The 15,704-nt window shown below is 63.5% G+C and carries 18 protein-coding genes; 13 read left to right on the top strand and 5 right to left on the bottom strand.

Annotated elements, in window-relative coordinates; translation table 11 throughout:
* Window positions 1-53 precede the first annotated feature (53 nt).
* Window positions 54-1,106, bottom strand: coding sequence for an HlyD family secretion protein (locus ACTS1Z_RS07265; RefSeq protein WP_442623783.1), 1,053 nt, complete (start codon window positions 1,104-1,106; stop codon window positions 54-56).
* A 206-nt stretch (window positions 1,107-1,312) separates the two neighbouring features.
* Here ACTS1Z_RS07265 and ACTS1Z_RS07260 point away from each other — a divergent pair, with 206 nt between their 5' ends.
* The 8 genes from ACTS1Z_RS07260 (at window position 1,313) to ACTS1Z_RS07225 (ending at window position 7,541) form a co-directional block, all read left to right on the top strand.
* On the top strand, window positions 1,313-1,960 hold the full coding sequence (locus ACTS1Z_RS07260; RefSeq protein WP_442623782.1) for a 2-hydroxychromene-2-carboxylate isomerase: 648 nt from the start codon (window positions 1,313-1,315) through the stop codon (window positions 1,958-1,960).
* Complete coding sequence (locus tag ACTS1Z_RS07255) at window positions 1,957-2,409, top strand: GFA family protein (protein ID WP_442623781.1); 453 nt, start codon at window positions 1,957-1,959, stop codon at window positions 2,407-2,409. The genes ACTS1Z_RS07260 and ACTS1Z_RS07255 overlap by 4 nt, the downstream gene beginning before the upstream one ends.
* Window positions 2,406-2,867 carry a GFA family protein gene (locus ACTS1Z_RS07250; protein ID WP_442623780.1) on the top strand — a complete coding sequence of 154 codons (462 nt, stop codon included), beginning with the start codon at window positions 2,406-2,408 and terminating at the stop codon, window positions 2,865-2,867. Before ACTS1Z_RS07255 ends, ACTS1Z_RS07250 begins: the two co-directional genes overlap by 4 nt.
* On the top strand, window positions 2,860-3,303 hold the full coding sequence (locus tag ACTS1Z_RS07245; protein WP_442623779.1) for a GFA family protein: 444 nt from the start codon (window positions 2,860-2,862) through the stop codon (window positions 3,301-3,303). Before ACTS1Z_RS07250 ends, ACTS1Z_RS07245 begins: the two co-directional genes overlap by 8 nt.
* The gene (locus ACTS1Z_RS07240) at window positions 3,284-4,057 is read left to right on the top strand and encodes an alpha/beta fold hydrolase (RefSeq protein WP_442623778.1); all 774 of its coding nucleotides are present in this window, start codon (window positions 3,284-3,286) and stop codon (window positions 4,055-4,057) included. Before ACTS1Z_RS07245 ends, ACTS1Z_RS07240 begins: the two co-directional genes overlap by 20 nt.
* Before the next feature lie 80 nt (window positions 4,058-4,137).
* Window positions 4,138-5,964: a M2 family metallopeptidase gene (locus tag ACTS1Z_RS07235; RefSeq protein ID WP_442623777.1), complete on the top strand. Its 1,827-nt coding sequence runs from the start codon at window positions 4,138-4,140 to the stop codon at window positions 5,962-5,964.
* A gap of 40 nt (window positions 5,965-6,004) precedes the next feature.
* Window positions 6,005-6,580: a TetR/AcrR family transcriptional regulator gene (locus ACTS1Z_RS07230; protein ID WP_442623776.1), complete on the top strand. Its 576-nt coding sequence runs from the start codon at window positions 6,005-6,007 to the stop codon at window positions 6,578-6,580.
* Window positions 6,581-6,656: 76 nt separating this feature from the next.
* On the top strand, window positions 6,657-7,541 hold the full coding sequence (locus ACTS1Z_RS07225) for an SDR family NAD(P)-dependent oxidoreductase (protein WP_442623775.1): 885 nt from the start codon (window positions 6,657-6,659) through the stop codon (window positions 7,539-7,541).
* Between the two features lie 55 nt (window positions 7,542-7,596).
* Here ACTS1Z_RS07225 and ACTS1Z_RS07220 read toward each other — a convergent pair whose 3' ends face one another.
* The 3 genes from ACTS1Z_RS07220 to ACTS1Z_RS07210 all read right to left on the bottom strand — a co-directional run bounded on the left by ACTS1Z_RS07220 (window position 7,597) and on the right by ACTS1Z_RS07210 (window position 10,061).
* Window positions 7,597-8,004, bottom strand: coding sequence for a hypothetical protein (locus ACTS1Z_RS07220; RefSeq protein ID WP_442623774.1), 408 nt, complete (start codon window positions 8,002-8,004; stop codon window positions 7,597-7,599).
* A gap of 127 nt (window positions 8,005-8,131) precedes the next feature.
* Window positions 8,132-9,592: an AMP nucleosidase gene (locus tag ACTS1Z_RS07215; protein WP_442623773.1), complete on the bottom strand. Its 1,461-nt coding sequence runs from the start codon at window positions 9,590-9,592 to the stop codon at window positions 8,132-8,134.
* A complete protein-coding gene (locus ACTS1Z_RS07210) occupies window positions 9,585-10,061 on the bottom strand; it encodes a peroxiredoxin (protein ID WP_442623772.1) in 477 nt (158 codons plus the stop codon). Before ACTS1Z_RS07210 ends, ACTS1Z_RS07215 begins: the two co-directional genes overlap by 8 nt.
* Before the next feature lie 174 nt (window positions 10,062-10,235).
* Here ACTS1Z_RS07210 and ACTS1Z_RS07205 point away from each other — a divergent pair, with 174 nt between their 5' ends.
* From ACTS1Z_RS07205 to ACTS1Z_RS07190, 4 genes are all read left to right on the top strand, one after another.
* On the top strand, window positions 10,236-10,517 hold the full coding sequence (locus ACTS1Z_RS07205; protein ID WP_442623771.1) for a hypothetical protein: 282 nt from the start codon (window positions 10,236-10,238) through the stop codon (window positions 10,515-10,517).
* 126 nt (window positions 10,518-10,643) lie between these two features.
* Window positions 10,644-11,165, top strand: a complete 522-nt coding sequence (locus ACTS1Z_RS07200) for a nuclear transport factor 2 family protein (RefSeq protein WP_442623770.1) — start codon at window positions 10,644-10,646, stop codon at window positions 11,163-11,165.
* A gap of 86 nt (window positions 11,166-11,251) precedes the next feature.
* Window positions 11,252-11,812, top strand: a complete 561-nt coding sequence (locus ACTS1Z_RS07195) for a YqgE/AlgH family protein (RefSeq protein WP_442623769.1) — start codon at window positions 11,252-11,254, stop codon at window positions 11,810-11,812.
* Window positions 11,813-11,922: 110 nt separating this feature from the next.
* Window positions 11,923-14,007: an amino acid permease gene (locus tag ACTS1Z_RS07190; RefSeq protein WP_442623768.1), complete on the top strand. Its 2,085-nt coding sequence runs from the start codon at window positions 11,923-11,925 to the stop codon at window positions 14,005-14,007.
* Window positions 14,008-14,044: 37 nt separating this feature from the next.
* Here the strand turns inward: ACTS1Z_RS07190 and ACTS1Z_RS07185 are convergent, their stop codons facing one another.
* Window positions 14,045-14,875, bottom strand: a complete 831-nt coding sequence (locus ACTS1Z_RS07185) for a LysR family transcriptional regulator (RefSeq protein ID WP_442623767.1) — start codon at window positions 14,873-14,875, stop codon at window positions 14,045-14,047.
* A 124-nt stretch (window positions 14,876-14,999) separates the two neighbouring features.
* On the opposite strand from ACTS1Z_RS07185, the gene ACTS1Z_RS07180 reads away from it, so the two are divergent.
* The gene (locus ACTS1Z_RS07180) at window positions 15,000-15,668 is read left to right on the top strand and encodes a peroxiredoxin (protein ID WP_442623766.1); all 669 of its coding nucleotides are present in this window, start codon (window positions 15,000-15,002) and stop codon (window positions 15,666-15,668) included.
* Window positions 15,669-15,704 lie beyond the last annotated feature (36 nt).

The raw sequence follows: 15,704 nt of genomic DNA, 5'->3' as shown, positions 1-15,704 counted from the left end.
CCTGTCGAAGGGCGCCCTTCGACAGGCTCAGGGCTAACGGGAATATCAAGTGGCTAGCGCTCGCCATCTTCGCGGATGTCGACGCGCACATCGGCGCTGAGGCCGGTAATCATCTGCCGCGCGGGCGTACCCACGATCTCGATGCGCACGGGCACGCGCTGGGTGACCTTCACCCAGTTGCCGGTCGCGTTCTGCGGCGGAAGGATCGAGAATTCCGCGCCGGTGCCCGCGCCGATGCTGCCGACCCGGCCTTCGACGACGAGATCGGGATAGGCGTCGAAGGTGATCCGCGCTGGCTGGCCCACGCGCATGCGGTCGAGATCGGTTTCCTTGAAATTGGCTTCGATCCAGGTTTCGTCGCGCGCGACGATGGTCAGTACGGCGGTGCCGGGGCTGGCCATCTGCCCGATCTGCAGCCGGTCCACTTCGCTGATCGTGCCGCTGACCGGCGCGCGGATCACGGTGCGTTCGAGGTTGAGCTGCGCTTCGTCGCGCATCGCGCGGGCGGCCGCGATCGCCGGGAACTCGCCGCGTGCGCCGCGCGTGCGCGCGGTGCCGACGGCGGCGCGGGCGTCCTGCTGCGCGGCGCGCGCGGCGTTGAGCCGGGCCTGCGCATCGTTGAGTTCGGCGGTGAAGCGGTCGATCCGCGCCTGGGTGTTGAAGCCGCGGTTCATGAGTTCGCGTTCGCGCGCCAGGTTGCGCCGGGCGAGTTCGACATTGGCCTGGGCTGTCGAAATATCGACGCCGCTCGTCGAGACCGCCGTTTCCGCCTGGCTCAGCGCGAGCTGCGCGTCTGCGATATCGGCCTCGGCCTGCTGGACGGCGATGCGATAGGGTTCGGGATCGATGCGGAAGAGGATGTCGCCAGCTTCGACCTGCTGGTTCTCTTCGACCAGCACGGCGACGATCCGCCCGCCGACTTCGGGGCTGATTTCGACGATGTCCTGTTGCACATAGGCATTGTCGGTCGACACGTAGCGGCCGGAGGTCATGTACCAATAGACGCCGAAACCGATCACGAGCGCCGGCACGAGGAGCATGGCGATCAGCCGGACCGGCGACCGCTTCTTCTCAGGCTTTTCCTCCTCAGCGCCCTTATCCGCCATTATCTGCGGGTCTCGTTCGGCCACTATGCCCCATCCTCTCAGACGAAAGCGAAGAATCGCACAGACTCCGCGCTTTGGCGAGCCGCGCCGAAAAAAGAGGTGGAAAGTGAGTCTTTTGAGTCACAGTGTCCCTTTGTACCTTTTACGCCTACCAGCCGGTTAATCGCTACCGGTGCGCGATAATTTGGGAAAGGGGAAGAACAAACATGACTTTGCACGCCGATCTCTACTGGTCGTTTCGCAGCCCCTACAGCTATCTCGCCACTGGCCGCTACCGGCAATTGACCGAGAAATATGCGCTCGAGATCGCGCTGAAGCCCGTTTATCCGCTGGCGATCCGCGAACCCGATTTCTTCGAAAAGAACCATCCCAACTGGCTGAGCTACACCTTCACCGATATTTTCCGCCTCTCGCAATATCTCGACATTCCGATGGCGCCGCCCAATCCCGATCCGATCGTGCAGGATATTGCGACGCGCAAAATTTCGGACGACCAACCCTATATCTTCCGGCTGATGCGCACCGGGCAGGCGGCCGCACGCCGGGGCAAGGGTTTCGCCTATGCCGACGAAGTTTCGCAACTGATTTGGGCCGGTACGGCGAACTGGCACGAGGGCGATCATCTGGCTAAGGCGGCCGAGCGTGCCGAGTTGGACCTGGCCGAACTCGACGCGGAGGCCGAAGCGGAACCGGAAGAACTGGACGCGGAAATCGCCGCCAATCAGGAAGCGCTGGAGGCCGCCGGCCATTGGGGCGTGCCGACGCTCGTCTTCGAAGGTGAACCCTTTTTCGGGCAGGACCGGATCGACCTCGCGGTCTGGCGGATGAAGCAGAAGGGGCTGACCGAACGATGAGCGAAGCGCTTGCCGGCGGTTGCCAGTGCGGCGCGGTGCGCTTCATCGTCAGCGGCGCTCGCCCGCCCGTCTATGCCTGCCATTGCCGCGAATGCCAGAAACAGTCGGCAAGCGCCTTCGCCTTGTCGGTGCCCGTGGCCCGAGACCGGCTGACGCTGGAGGGCGAGACGGCGACATGGGAGCGCCCGAGCGCATCGGGTGCTACGACGCGCTGCCATTTCTGCCCGCGATGCGGCACGCGGCTGTATCATGCGTCGAGCCGCAACGCGGAGCGCATTACGATCAAGGGCGGCGCATTCGACGATACCGACTGGATCGCACCGCAGGCCCATCTCTGGGTCTCGCGCAAGCAAGGCTGGATGATGTTGCCCGATGGCGCGCCGACCCACGAGACGCAACCCGACGATCTGTCCGCGTGGCGCGATGGGCTGGTGGGAGACTGGCGATGAGCGAAACGATCGCCGGCGGGTGCCTGTGCGGCGCAGTGCGATACCGCGTCGACAGCGATGCGATGCCGAACTGCTATGCCTGCCATTGCACGGATTGCCAGACCCAGTCGGGCAGCGCGTTCGGGCTGCAAATGCCCTTATTCGCTTCGATGCTCGCAGTCGACGGCGAACTTCATAAAGGCGAGCGGGAGACAGCGGACGGCGTTGCCGTTTCATATTGGGCCTGCGCGAAATGCGGCAACCGGATCTATGCGGAAAACGACGCCCGCCCCGGGATCGTCGTGTTACGGGCCGGGACGCTCGATGACAGCAAGACGCTTGTTCCGCGCGCGCATCTGTGGGTGAAGAGCAGGCAACCCTGGATCACGATCCCGGACGATGCGATCCTCTATGAGGAACAGCCGGAATCGCAGGGCGAATGGATAGAGATTTTGGGGCTGGGCGGCGCGGATGACTGAAACACTGACCGGAGGATGCCAGTGCGGCAGGGTTCGCTATACCGCGACGATCGAGGATCACGATGCGTATCTCTGTCATTGCCGGATGTGCCAGCGCGCGACGGGCGGCGTATCGATTGCGTTCAAGAATCTGCCCAAGGCAGCCATTCACTGGGATAGCGAGCCGGACTGGTATGAAAGCTCGCCGATCGCCCGGCGGCCGTTCTGCGCCAAATGCGGAACGCCTCTCGGCTTCGAATTTCCCGATTCCGATCATGCCGACCTGACCGTCGGATCGTTCGACGACCCCTCGGTTTTGTTGCCGACGCATCATTTCGGTGCGGAGAGCATGCACGAGGCATGGCTCGACACAAGCCAGCTCAAACGTATTGCGACACAGGATTACGAGCCGCTGGTCAAACGCTGGAAGGAAAAAGTTGGCAAAGTCCCCGATTGATCTACCGATCGACTATTTCGAAAGCGATGACGGCCATCGCCTGGCCTGGCGCGAGATGGGTGCGGGGCGGCCGGTCGTGCTGCTCCACGGCTTCTTCTCCAACGCCATCACCAACTGGCTGCGCTACGGCCATGCCGAGAAGATCGCGGCGAATGGCTACCGCGTCATCATGCCGGACCTGCGCGCCCATGGCGATAGCGCCAAACCGCACGATCCGGACGCTTATCCGGCCGACATCTTGGCGCGGGACGGGCTGGCGCTGGTCGACCATCTCGGCCTGAGCGATTACGATCTCGGCGGTTATTCGCTGGGCGCACGGACCGTGGTGCGCATGCATGTGCTTGGCGCGCGGCCGTCGCGGATGATCATATCGGGCATGGGCCTCTCCGGGCTGACGAGCCTTGCAAGTCGCGCCGAGCATTTCCGCCATATCCTGACCAATCTCGGCAACCATCCCAAACATTCGCCCGAATGGATGGCCGAAGCCTTCCTGAAAACCACGAAAGGCGATCCCGAGGCGCTGCTGCAGGTTCTCAACGTCTTCACGAACACGCCTGAAGAGGCGATCCGCGCCATTACCGTCCCGACGCTGATCCTTGCGGGCGAGGAGGATCAGGACAATGGCAGTCATGAGGATCTTGCCGCCCTGATCCCGGATGCGACGCATGTCGAGGTCCCCGGCGGCCATATGAGCTGCATCGTCAAACCCGAATTCGGGCAGGCGCTCGCGGACTGGCTGGGCGAAGCGGAATAGGCTTTCGACGAACGGCCTTGCTCCCGGCGCCGGCTTTGGCCAAACCCGCGCCATAAAACGTACACAGGGGAGTATGTGTCATGAAAATCTTCGCAAAGATCGGCGCGTCCGCGCTCGCGCTCGGCACGGTGCTCGCGGCGACGCCCGCGCTGGCCGATAATCACGCTGCCGAACGCACGCCCGAAGCGGCGCGCGCTTTCGTCGAAGCGGCCAATGACGAGATGCTGCGCATGTTCGATATCGCCGGGCGCGCGGCTTGGGTGAACTCGACCTATCTCAACACCGATACCGACATGCTGAACACCTATTTCGGCACGCAGGTGACCGAGATGATGGTGCGGCTCGCCAACGAAGCCGCGCGCTTCGCGGAGGTCGAGGGGCTCGATTACAGCGTTAATCGCCAGCTCGACCAGATGCGCTCGGGCATCAGCATGCCCGCGCCGACCCGCGATGGCGCAGCGGCCGAACTGAACGAGATCGCGACCGCGCTCTCCACCGCCTATTCGACCGGCCGGGCGACGGTGAACGGCGAGGAGATCAACGGCAACGAGGCCGAAGCCCGCATGGGGACCGTCCGCGATCCCGCCTTGCTCGCCGAAATGTGGACGAGTTGGCATAACGACGCCGCCGATATGCGCGACCGCTATTCGCGGATCGTGACGATCGCCAACGAAGGCGCGAGCGAACTCGGCTATGACAATGTCGGCGATCTCTGGCGCTCGGGCTATGACATGACGCCCGACGAATTCGCTGCGATGACCGAGCGGCTGTGGCAGGAAACCCGTCCGCTCTACGAGCAGCTCCACTGCTATGTCCGCGCAGAGCTCAACGAGGAATATGGCGACGAGGTCCAGTCGGCGACCGGTCCGATCCGCGCCGACCTGCTCGGGAATATGTGGGCGCAGGAATGGGGCAATATCTACGATATCGTCGCGCCGGAAGGGGCGGGCGATGTCGGCTATGACCTGACCGCCCTGCTCGAAGAGGCGAATTACACGCCCGAGCAGATCGTCCGCCAGGGCGAAGCCTTTTTCAGCTCGCTCGGCTTCGCGCCGCTGCCGGCTACCTTCTGGGAGCGTTCGCAGATCACCGAGCCGCGCGACCGCAATGTCGTGTGCCATGCCAGCGCCTGGAATCTCGACAATGTCGACGATCTGCGCATCAAGATGTGCACGCGCGTCAATGCCGACGATTTCGTGACCGTCCATCACGAACTCGGGCACAATTACTATCAGCGCGCGTATAACCAGCTACCCATGATCTTCCGCAACAGCGCCAATGACGGGTTCCATGAGGCGATCGGGGACCTGATCGCGCTCTCGGTGACGCCCGAATATCTGGTACAGGTCGACCTGCTCGACGAAGCCAATGTGCCGGGGCCCGAACAGGATCTCGGTCTGCTTTTGCGCCAGGCGATGGATAAGGTCGCATTCCTGCCGTTCGGCCTGCTGATCGACCGCTGGCGCTGGGGCGTGTTCGACGGCTCGATCACGCCGGACAATTACAACGCGGCATGGAACGAGATGCGTCTGCGCTATCAGGGCATCACCCCGCCGGTCGAGCGGAGCGAGGCGCATTTCGATCCGGGCGCCAAATATCATGTGCCGAACAATGTGTCCTACACGCGCTACTTCCTCGCGCGCATCCTGCAGTTCCAATTCTATCAGGCGGCCTGCGAACAGGCGGGCTGGGACGGGCCGCTCCACCGTTGCTCCTTCTACGGCAACGAGGAAGTCGGCGCGCGGCTGAACACGATGCTCGAAATGGGCTCCTCGCGACCCTGGCCCGAGGCGCTCGAAGCCTTCACCGGCACGCGCGAAATGTCCGCCGAGCCGCTGCTTGCCTATTTCCAGCCGCTCCAGACCTGGCTGGAAGACCAGAATGCGGGCCGGGAGTGCGGCTGGTAAAGCCTTTCCGTCACGCCCGTTTCGCCGCTAAGCTCGTTCCATGAACGCGCTCAGCACCCGTGATCGTCTGATCGATTCCGCCTTCCACGTCGTCGCGCGCGACGGCCTGGACGCGGCGAGCGTCAAGGCGATCGCGGCCGATGCGGGGGTCAAGCCGGGGCTGCTCCACTATCATTTCGCGACCAAGGATGAGGTGCTCGAAGCGGCCGTGGAGCGCGGCCTGTCCGCCTATCTCGACGATCTTGCCGCCTTGCTCGCGACCGAGCCGCCCGAACGGGTGCTCGGCGCCTATTCCGCGTTCATCCGAAACAATCTGGACGCGCACCGGGACCTGTTCCGAGTGCGGCTCGGCCTTGCGGTCCGTGCGATGAACGATCCGGATCTCGGTGCGAAACTGGCCGCGGCGAACGGCCGGGCGCTCGATTCGATGGCGCAGATCATCGCGGCACACAAAGGCGCGAAACGAGCCGGCAAGAAGCATCTGGCGGTTGCGCGGACGATAAAGGCCGCGTTCGAGGGCATGATGCTCTCGTGGCTCAGCCAGCCCGACTTCCCGATGCGCGAAAGCTTCGACGTGTGGGAAGCATCGGTCCAGAAAATGCTCGACGATCTCTGAGCGCGTCTTGACCGGGCACGGCCCGGCATCTATCCGTTTCCGTGATTTGGTTGGTTGACCAACTAGGAGGCTGTACATGCATATCGTGATGACGGGCGCGACGTCGGGACTGGGCGAGGAAGCGGCGCGGCGGTTGCTCGCGCGCGACGATGTGACGCTGACAATCGGTTCGCGTTCGGGGTCGGGCGATCTGCCCGAGAGCGGCCGGCTGACGGCGCTGCCGCTCGACATGGCGCGGCTCGCCGATGTCGCGACATTCTGCGAACGGATCGGCGAGGGCGAACCGATCGACGTGCTTGTCCTCAACGCCGGGCTGCAACTGTCGAAGCCGGCGACGAGCCCAGACGGCATCGAGCTGACCTTTGCGGTCAACCATCTCGCCCATTTCCTGATGATCGAACGGTTGCGCGAACGGCTCGCCGACGGCGCGCGCGTCGTGCTGACGGCAAGCGGGACGCATGACCCGGAAGAAAAGACGCCGGTGACCCCGCCCGATCACGCCAATGTCGACTGGCTCACCTATCCCGAACGCGATCCGCGGCTGCCCAAGGGCACCCGGCAACGCGTGATGCGCGCCTATTCGACGTCGAAGCTGTGCAACGTCCTGACGGCGCGCGAACTCGCCCGGCGCCATCCAGGGATCGCGACGCTCGCGTTCGATCCCGGCTATGTCCCGGGCACCGGCTTGTCGCGCGACTATCCGCGCTGGCTTATGGCGATCGTCTCGCGGATCATCGTCCGGTCCATGGCGAAGGACCGGACGAGCACGGTGCCGGTATCGGGCGGCTATCTCGCCGAGCTCGCCGTCGATCCCCGCTTTGCCCGCGCCGCCGGCGAATATTGGTCGGTGCGCGGCACCGATCTGCTCCAGGTCGAGCCATCGGCCCTGGCCCGCGATGCCGAAGCGGCGCGCACGTTATGGGACGATAGCGCCGCCTTGCTCGCCGCGCTCCGGACATGAAAAAAGGCGGCGCCCAGCCGGACGCCGCCCTTCAATCGTTCCGGTGCCCTACGGCTTAGTTTGCCGTCGGCGCGACCTTCGGTTCGTCGGTCGGCGTTTCGCCGGCGCGCATGTCGGGCGTGCCGATTTCTTCGACATTGTCCTTCGCGGCCTTGCGCTTGTCGTAATATTTCTTGCCGACCACGGCGCCCGCGGCTGCAGCGGCGACACCGCCAACCACGGCGGCCGTCTTGCCGGGATGCGTCTTCACCGTCTCGACGGCTTTCTTAGCGCCGTCGCTGATCTTGCTCGATGCGGTCTTGGCGCCTTCGCCGACCTTGCCGGCCGCGCCCTTCGCGCCGTCGCTGAACTTGCCGACGACGACTTTCGCGCTGTCGCCGATCTTGTCGATCGTGCCGGTCTTGGCGTCGGCCGCAGGCGGCGTTTTCGTCGTTGCGACGGGGGTTTTCTTTTCTTCGGTCATGGCGCTTCCTCCATTTTGTCTGATTCTCTGTGCAATCAATGCGCGGCGGCGCCCGAAAGTTCCGTACCGGCCTTTCCGAGATGGGATGCAACAGCCTATCGGCAATACGGTTCGGCTTCGATAGAGCCTATCGGAAGGGCGGTTCGTCGAACGCGCGCAGTTTCCGGCTGTGCAAGCGCGATCCGAACCGACGCAATTCGTCGACGGCCGCGATGCCGATCTCGATATGCTCGCGCACAGCGCGGTCATAGAACTGGTTCGCCTGGCCCGGCAGCTTGAGCTCGCCGTGGAGCGGCTTGTCCGACACGCAGAGCAGGGTGCCGTAGGGCACGCGATAGCGATAGCCCTGCGCCGCAATGGTGGCCGATTCCATGTCGATCGCGACGGCGCGCGAGAGCGAGAAGCGCAGCGCCGACTGGCTGTAGCGCAGCTCCCAATTGCGGTCGTCGGTCGTGACGAGCGTGCCCGTCCGCATCCGCCGTTTGAGCGCATCGGCCTCTTCGCCGGTCACGCTGCGCGCGGCGGCCTCCAGCGCCTGCTGCACTTCGGCGATCGGCGGGATCGGGATTTCGGGCGGCAGCACCGTGTCCAGCACATTGTCGTCGCGCAGATAGGCGTGCGCGAGCACATAATCGCCGATCCGCTGGCTGGGGCGCAGGCCGCCGCAATGGCCGATCATCAGCCAGGCTTCGGGGCGCAGCACGGCAAGATGATCGGTGATCGTCTTCGCATTGGACGGGCCGACCCCAATATTGACGATGGTAATACCTGCGCGCCCCGGTGCCGTCAGGTGATAGGCCGGCATCTGATGCTTGCGCGCGGCGGCCGCAGTCTCAAGCGCCGCCGGATCGGCATTGTCACAATCGAGCTCGATCCCGCCCGCGCCCGACAGGCCCGTATAGCCGTTATCGCCCGTGAGCTGGTCGCAGCCCCAGCGGACGAACTCGTCGACATAGCGCTGATAGTTGGTGAAGAGGATGTAGCGCTGCACATGTTCGGGCGGTGTGCCGGTATAGTGGCGCAAGCGCGCAAGGCTGAAATCGGTGCGCAGCGCATCGAACAGCGCCAGCGGATGATATTTGGCCAGCCGGTCGTCCCAGGTGCCGTCGGCCAGCTCGTCGCCGATATGCGACAGCTCGGTCGCCGGGAAATGGCGGGCCAGCTCCTCGGCGCGCATCGCGCCAAGCTCGATCCCGCTGCCGTCCAGCACATAGGGGAAGGGGATTTCCTGATGGCTGGGCTCGACCTCCACTTCGACGCCGTAATCGGCGATCAGCATGCCGAGCTGTTCGGCCAGATAATCGCGATAGATTTCGGGCCGTGTGACGGTGATCGCGTAGGTTCCCGCCTCGCCGAGCCGGCCGTAGGAGCGCGGCGGGCGATCGTCCTTCGGCCCTTCTCCGTCATAATGGAGCCGGATCTCGGGATAGGCGAAGCCGCCTGCGTTCCGCATCTCCGGATCGGGCAGGGTGCCGTCGTCGATATAAGCGCGCACCGCCGCGCGCAGCCGGTCTATGCTCTCGCGGTAATGCCGGTCGAGCGCATCGATGACTGCGGCGACGGCGCCATTGGGGTCGGGATCAGTCAAGCTGGCCCAGCATATGTTCGGCCGAGCTGACCTTGTATTCGCCCGGGGCTTCGACGTTCAGCTTTTCCACGACGCCGTCATTGACGATCATCGAGAAACGCTGGCCGCGCGTGCCCATGCCGAAGCCGCTGCCGTCCATGGTGAGGCCGATGGCTTCCACGAACTCGCCATTGCCGTCGGCGAGCATGGTGACGGGTTCCGCTTCTTTGCCCCATGCGCCCAATACGAACGCGTCGTTCACCGCCGTGCACGCGATTTCGTCCACGCCCTTGGCTTTCAGTTCATCGGCCTTTTCGACAAAGCTCGGCAGATGCTTGGCCGAACAGGTCGGCGTGAAGGCGCCGGGCACCGAGAAGAGCGCGATCTTGCGCCCGCCGAAAAACTGGTCGTGATCGACGGGCTGCGGGCCGCTTTCCGTCATCGTCACGAAATTGGTTTGCGGCAATGTATCGCCTTCGCTGATCGTCATCATCGTCTCCTGTTTGTTCGAGGGGGATATCGGCATTGAGGTGTTAGCGATCAACCATGAATGTTTGCGGACGTCCAGCGCAATTCGCCGCAAAACAGGCATCGTTGCGCGCCATCTGCTATGGCGGCTATGGCGATTCTGTTTAAGCCGGATGCACTTAGCGGAGAGTAGAGTATGCGTATCATGATCGTCACCCTGATGGCCCTGCTCTTGAGCGGATGCATCGTGCGGACCGCTGCCGACGTCGTCACCGCGCCCGTCCGCGCGGTCGGGCAAGTCGCTGACTGGGCGACGACCAGCCAGGAAGAAGCCGACCGCAATCGCGGCCGCGAAATCCGCGAAGAGGAAGAGCGGCTCGGCCGCGAATATCGCGAATGCCTGGAAGACTATGAGCGCGCATATTGCGAAGAGATTTATTACAGCCGCTCGCGCTATGAGCCGCCGGAAAACGATTGAGCGTCACACGAAACTCTTGATCGATACAGGACCAGCCCTGATCGAATAGGTCGGGCTATCCCCGCGCATTGCGTGCAGACAGCAGTCGGGACCGTCCGGTCCATGGAACTTCGCGGGGAGGGGAAGATGCGATCATTCCTGCCAATATTGTTTGTGGCAACGATCTCCTGTGCATCGGCCGACACGGATAGCGACTCCGGTAATGCCGATCTTCGCGCTTTCGTTGACGCCTATTATGACGTTTATCTGAGGGACGGTGTGACTGTTGAACAGATGCTTCAATATTATGCTGAAGATGTCGAGTTCGTCGATCCGACCTTCCAGATAGAAGTCCATGGCCATGAAGGGCTCAGGCAGCTTTACGGTACGATCGGTACGCCGGAATTCAACTACCGCGAACTGGAATGGCAACTGGACGCGGTTTTGAGTGAGGGTAATCAAGTGGCGATAAACGGGACATGGAAGGGCATGTGGCATAATTGCCCGTTCGAAATTCCCTTCGTCACAATTCTCGACATCGAGGATGGCCTGATCGCGCGGCAGCAGGATTTTTTCGCGGCTTCGATGTTCGACAACCAGGTCGGTCTGGACCGCGAGACCGGTCTGCCGGCATGTGAGACAAGTACCGCCGGTCAAGGACAGTCCTAGGACCAGATTTTTTTTGCCGTGGATCTGCTGCATCGGCTCTTGGCTATGGTCTGGACCCGCCGATTGGGTCCGCTACAGTCATATTCATGGAATCCCCGCCCTTCTACTCCGGCCAGCTGCTGCTCGCCTTGCCCGGCATGGGCGATCCGCGGTTCGAGCGGGCCGTCATCGCGATGTGTGCGCATGACGAGCAGGGGGCGCTCGGTATCGGTATCGGCCATACCATCGCCAATGTCGGCTTCCACACGTTGCTGGACCAGCTCGATATCGAGCCGGGCGAGGCGCCGGACGCACCCGTGCATCTGGGCGGGCCGGTCGAGCCGCAACGCGGTTTCATCCTGCACAGCCTCGATTGGGGCGGCGAGGACAGCGTGCAGGTCGGCGACAAATGGGCGCTGACCGGCACGCTCGATATCCTGCGCGCGATTGCCGAGGGGAGGGGGCCGAAACACTGGCTCTCCGCGCTCGGCTATGCGGGCTGGTCGCCCGGTCAGCTCGACGCGGAGATGACGCGCCATGGCTGGTTCACGGCGGATGGCGATGCGGAAATTCTGTTCGAGACCGATGCCGAGGACCGCTGGGCGGAAAGCTATCGCCGCGCCGGCGTCGATCCCGCGCTGCTCGCGCATGACGCCGGCCATGCGTAAAACGGTCCTGCGGCGCGAAAAAATGCACATGTCCCAAAGGGTTCATTGCATGTTCCGCCAAGTCGCGCCTAAGAGGGCGGATCGGAAACGCTTCGGTGAGGACGGGACAGATGGCCGCTGACGCCCAAACCGGCGAGACGGAAAAGCTTACAAAAAGCCTCAAACTTTTTGACGTTTACGCGATAGCGACAGGTGCGATGTTTTCTTCCGGGCTGTTCCTGCTACCCGGGATCGCGGCCGCCGATACCGGCAATTCGGTCTATCTCGCCTATCTCGCCGCCGGTTTCCTGATCCTGCCGGCCATGTATTGCATGGCCGAGCTTTCCACCGCGATGCCGAAATCGGGCGGCACCTATTTCTTCCTCGACCGTGCGATGGGGCCGCTGATGGGCACGATCGGCGGGCTTGGTTCCTGGATAGCGGTCGTGTTCAAGAGCGCCTTCGCGCTAGTCGGCATGGGCGCCTATCTCGGCCTTTATCTCGACGTTCCGATAACGATCACGGCGGTGGTGCTCACGCTCGTGTTCGGCGCGGTCAACTATGCGGGCGCCAAGGAAACGACGATGCTGCAACGCATCCTCGTTACCACGCTCGTCGTCATTCTCGGGGCGTTCACGATCCTCGGGCTCGCCGAGGCCGGGATACCGGAAGTCTTCACGCCGGAACCCGATTACGGCACCTTCTTCTCGAACGGCCTTGTCGGTTTCGTGTCGACGATCGGCCTCGTCTTCGTCTCCTATGCGGGCCTTACTAAGGTAGCGAGCGTGGCCGAGGAGGTCGAGAATCCGGATCGCAATATCCCGCTTGGCATGCTGCTCTCGCTGATCACGGCGACGGCGATCTACACGCTCGGCACGCTCATCCTCGTCAAGCTGCTCGAGCCCGAGGCGCTGTTCGGCAGCCTCACGCCGATGGCCGACGGTGCGGAGGCGTTCCTCGGCTGGATGCCCTACGATCTCGGCGTGCTGCTGATCGTCGTGTCGGCCATCGCCGCCTTCGCCTCGACGGGCAATGCCGGCATCATGTCGGCCTCGCGCTATCCGTTCGCGATGGCGAAAGACAAGCTGGTGCCTGAGCGGCTCTCCCGCCTCAGCCGTTTCGAAACGCCGACGCTTGCCATCGCGCTGACCGTCGCGACGATGATCGCGGTGCTCGTCCTGTTCGACGTGGCGTCCGTCGCGAAGCTTGCCAGTGCGTTTCAGCTGCTGCTCTTCGGGCTCGTCTGCGTCGCCGTGATCGTGATGCGCCAGAGCGGGATAGAATCCTACAAGCCCGGCTATGCGACGCCATTCTATCCCTGGTTCCCGGTCGCCGGGATCCTGATCGCCTTCTGGCTGATCATCGAGATGGGCTTCCTCGCCATCGCCTTTACCGGGATGATCGTGATCGCATGTGCGCTCTGGTATCAATTCTATGCGGCCGACCGGGTGCGTCGCCGCGGCGCGATCTTTCACGTGCACGAACAGCTCGGCCGCGCGCGTTACGAAGGCATCGAGAGCGAACTCATGTCGATCGTGCACGATCGCACGGCGGAGGAAAATCTCGCCTATGAGCAGGTGATCGCCAAGTCGGCGATGGTCGATATCGACGCGTCCTTCTGCGATTTCGATATCCTGCTCGAACGCACGGTCGCCATCGCCGAAGAGCGGTTCGAGATCGATCCGGACGCGCTGCGCGATGCCTTTGCCGATGCGCCGTTCGAGCGGCACCGGGTCCTGCCGCGTATCCTGCTCCTGCACCGCACGCTCGACCTGATCGGCGAACCCAAGCTCTTCGTGTTCCGCTTCGGCGACGGGGCTGAGCTCTCGCTCGACACCGAGCATGATTTCCACACGGTGATGATCCTGCTCGTGCCCGAGGAGCCGATCGGCCTCGACCTGCGGATCGCAGGCCATGTCGCCGAAATTGCGTGCGGCGACCGGTTCGAGGAGCGCTGGCTTGCGGCCGAGGACGAGCAGGCGATGAACGCGGTGCTCGTCCGCGACGATCATTTCCTCCACGCCCCGATCGGCGATATCGCGTCGATCGCGGACAAGGCGGGCTGGCGGCTGGAAGAAGTCGAACTCCCAGAAACCTGCCTGATCGTGATGGTCGAGCGCGGCGGCGAACTGATGATCGCGCGCGGCGATCTCGTTCTGGAAACCGGCGATCGCCTGTCGATCATCGGCGAGCCCGAGGATTTGGCCAAGCTATAGAGAGCGGGCCCGCGACGGCCGGCCGTGGTTCCGGCGGCTATGCCACGCCGCGGTCGAAGGTGTCGGCCAGCCAGTCCGTCACGATGCGCGTATCGGGGTCGTCGCGCAGATGCTCCTGCACGAGCAGCCAGATCGGCCGCGTCAGGCCAAGGCGCTCGAGCTTCAATTCGGCTTTGTCCCACAGGTCACCGCACATAAAGTCCGGCAGGAAACCGATGCCGTCGCCGTTGAGCAGCATGCGCTTGGTCGGCGACATGCCATTGACGACGATCATCGGGAGCTTGACGCCGACCTTGGCGCGCAACGTATCGCGTTCCGTCTTGTTCGGATGCTGGGAGCTATAGCCCGTCACGAAAGCGGGTTCGCGGTCGGCGGGACGAACCAGCACCCACTCGAAATCGGTCAGTTTGCGCATGACGAGATTGCCGCGCTCGGGCCGTGTGAGCCGGAGCGCGATATCGGTCTCCCAGCGCGAGAAGCTCGCAATCTCCGTCGACAGCAGGATCTCGATATGGAGATGCGGGTGTTTGGCGATCAGCGACGACAGGCCGGGGGCGAGATAATGGGTCGCCATTGCCTCCACCGCGGCGATACGGCGGCGCACGCGCGGGCGGTCCGCTTCTTCGGGTATCCGGAGCCGCTCGGCCTCTTTCGTCATCCGCTTCGCCGCTTCGAGTACGCGTCGCCCCGCAGCGGTCGGACGGCGCTCGCCATCGGCAGTGTCGAAAACCTTGAAGCCGAGATCGCTTTCGAGCCGGGCGAGTCGCCGCGAAACCGTCGTCTCGTTGAGGCCGAGTTGCTGCGCCGCCCCGGCATAGCTGCCGCTGCGCAGGATCGCCGAAGCGATGCGAAGATCGTCCCAATGCATTGAGATCACACTCCTGTTCGCAATCCTGCAATATTGCAACCCAAGGTCGAAAACTCGCTGCGTGACTGCAGGATAAGCGCCGCCTTATCTGCTGTCCATCCACCGACTGAAAGGACAGATACTCATGCTGACGATTGGTAATATGGTTCCCGATTTTCGCGCCGAGACGAATTGCGGCGCGATCGATTTTTACGACTGGATGGAGGACAAATGGTGCGTCCTCTTCTCGCATCCGAAGGACTTCACGCCGGTCTGCACCACCGAGCTCGGCGAGGCGGCGCGCCTGTCGGCCGAGTTCGAGCGGCGCGGCGCGAAGCTGATCGGCCTCAGCGTCGATGGCGCCGAGCGGCATAACGACTGGTCGAAGGACATCGAGAAGGTGACGGGCTTTACGCCGGCCTTTCCGATGATCGCCGATACCGACCTCAAAGTCTCGAAGATGTTCGGCATGCTCCCGGCCGATGCCGAGGGTTCGGCCGAAGAACGGACCGCCGCCGACAATGCGACGGTGCGGACCGTTTTCATGATCGCGCCCGACAAAACGGTGCGCATGGCGATGGCCTATCCGATGAGCACGGGCCGTAATTTCGCCGAGCTCTTGCGGGTCCTCGATTCGCTGCAGCTGACCGCGAACAACCAGGTCGCGACGCCGGTCAACTGGCAGCAGGGTGACGACGTCTTCATCCTGCCGTCGATCGGCGATGAACAGGCGGCCGAGATGTTCGGCTCCTGGACCAGCCGGCTTCCGTACATGCGGATCGTGCCGCAGCCGAAGATGGCGGACGCAGCCTGACCGCGAAACAGGCCGCAAGGCCATTCCCTCGGAGGC

The sequence above is a fragment of the Parasphingopyxis sp. genome (genome assembly GCF_052168295.1).
GTDB lineage: Bacteria > Pseudomonadota > Alphaproteobacteria > Sphingomonadales > Sphingomonadaceae > Parasphingopyxis.
This window is presented reverse-complemented; position numbering and strand designations above follow the sequence as displayed.

Excerpts from the sequence above, each read along its gene's own strand:
- ACTS1Z_RS07250 (WP_442623780.1), top strand. The coding sequence starts at position 2,406 with ATGAGCGAAACGATCGCCGGCGGGTGCCTGTGCGGCGCAGTGCGATAC.
- ACTS1Z_RS07210 (WP_442623772.1), bottom strand. The coding sequence starts at position 10,061 with ATGACGATCAGCGAAGGCGATACATTGCCGCAAACCAATTTCGTGACG.
- ACTS1Z_RS07205 (WP_442623771.1), top strand. The coding sequence starts at position 10,236 with ATGCGTATCATGATCGTCACCCTGATGGCCCTGCTCTTGAGCGGATGC.
- ACTS1Z_RS07225 (WP_442623775.1), top strand. The coding sequence starts at position 6,657 with ATGCATATCGTGATGACGGGCGCGACGTCGGGACTGGGCGAGGAAGCG.
- ACTS1Z_RS07200 (WP_442623770.1), top strand. The coding sequence starts at position 10,644 with ATGCGATCATTCCTGCCAATATTGTTTGTGGCAACGATCTCCTGTGCA.
- ACTS1Z_RS07185 (WP_442623767.1), bottom strand. The coding sequence starts at position 14,875 with ATGCATTGGGACGATCTTCGCATCGCTTCGGCGATCCTGCGCAGCGGC.
- ACTS1Z_RS07235 (WP_442623777.1), top strand. The coding sequence starts at position 4,138 with ATGAAAATCTTCGCAAAGATCGGCGCGTCCGCGCTCGCGCTCGGCACG.
- ACTS1Z_RS07230 (WP_442623776.1), top strand. The coding sequence starts at position 6,005 with ATGAACGCGCTCAGCACCCGTGATCGTCTGATCGATTCCGCCTTCCAC.
- ACTS1Z_RS07265 (WP_442623783.1), bottom strand. The coding sequence starts at position 1,106 with ATGGCGGATAAGGGCGCTGAGGAGGAAAAGCCTGAGAAGAAGCGGTCG.
- ACTS1Z_RS07195 (WP_442623769.1), top strand. The coding sequence starts at position 11,252 with ATGGAATCCCCGCCCTTCTACTCCGGCCAGCTGCTGCTCGCCTTGCCC.
- ACTS1Z_RS07180 (WP_442623766.1), top strand. The coding sequence starts at position 15,000 with ATGCTGACGATTGGTAATATGGTTCCCGATTTTCGCGCCGAGACGAAT.
- ACTS1Z_RS07245 (WP_442623779.1), top strand. The coding sequence starts at position 2,860 with ATGACTGAAACACTGACCGGAGGATGCCAGTGCGGCAGGGTTCGCTAT.
- ACTS1Z_RS07255 (WP_442623781.1), top strand. The coding sequence starts at position 1,957 with ATGAGCGAAGCGCTTGCCGGCGGTTGCCAGTGCGGCGCGGTGCGCTTC.
- ACTS1Z_RS07190 (WP_442623768.1), top strand. The coding sequence starts at position 11,923 with ATGGCCGCTGACGCCCAAACCGGCGAGACGGAAAAGCTTACAAAAAGC.
- ACTS1Z_RS07220 (WP_442623774.1), bottom strand. The coding sequence starts at position 8,004 with ATGACCGAAGAAAAGAAAACCCCCGTCGCAACGACGAAAACGCCGCCT.
- ACTS1Z_RS07260 (WP_442623782.1), top strand. The coding sequence starts at position 1,313 with ATGACTTTGCACGCCGATCTCTACTGGTCGTTTCGCAGCCCCTACAGC.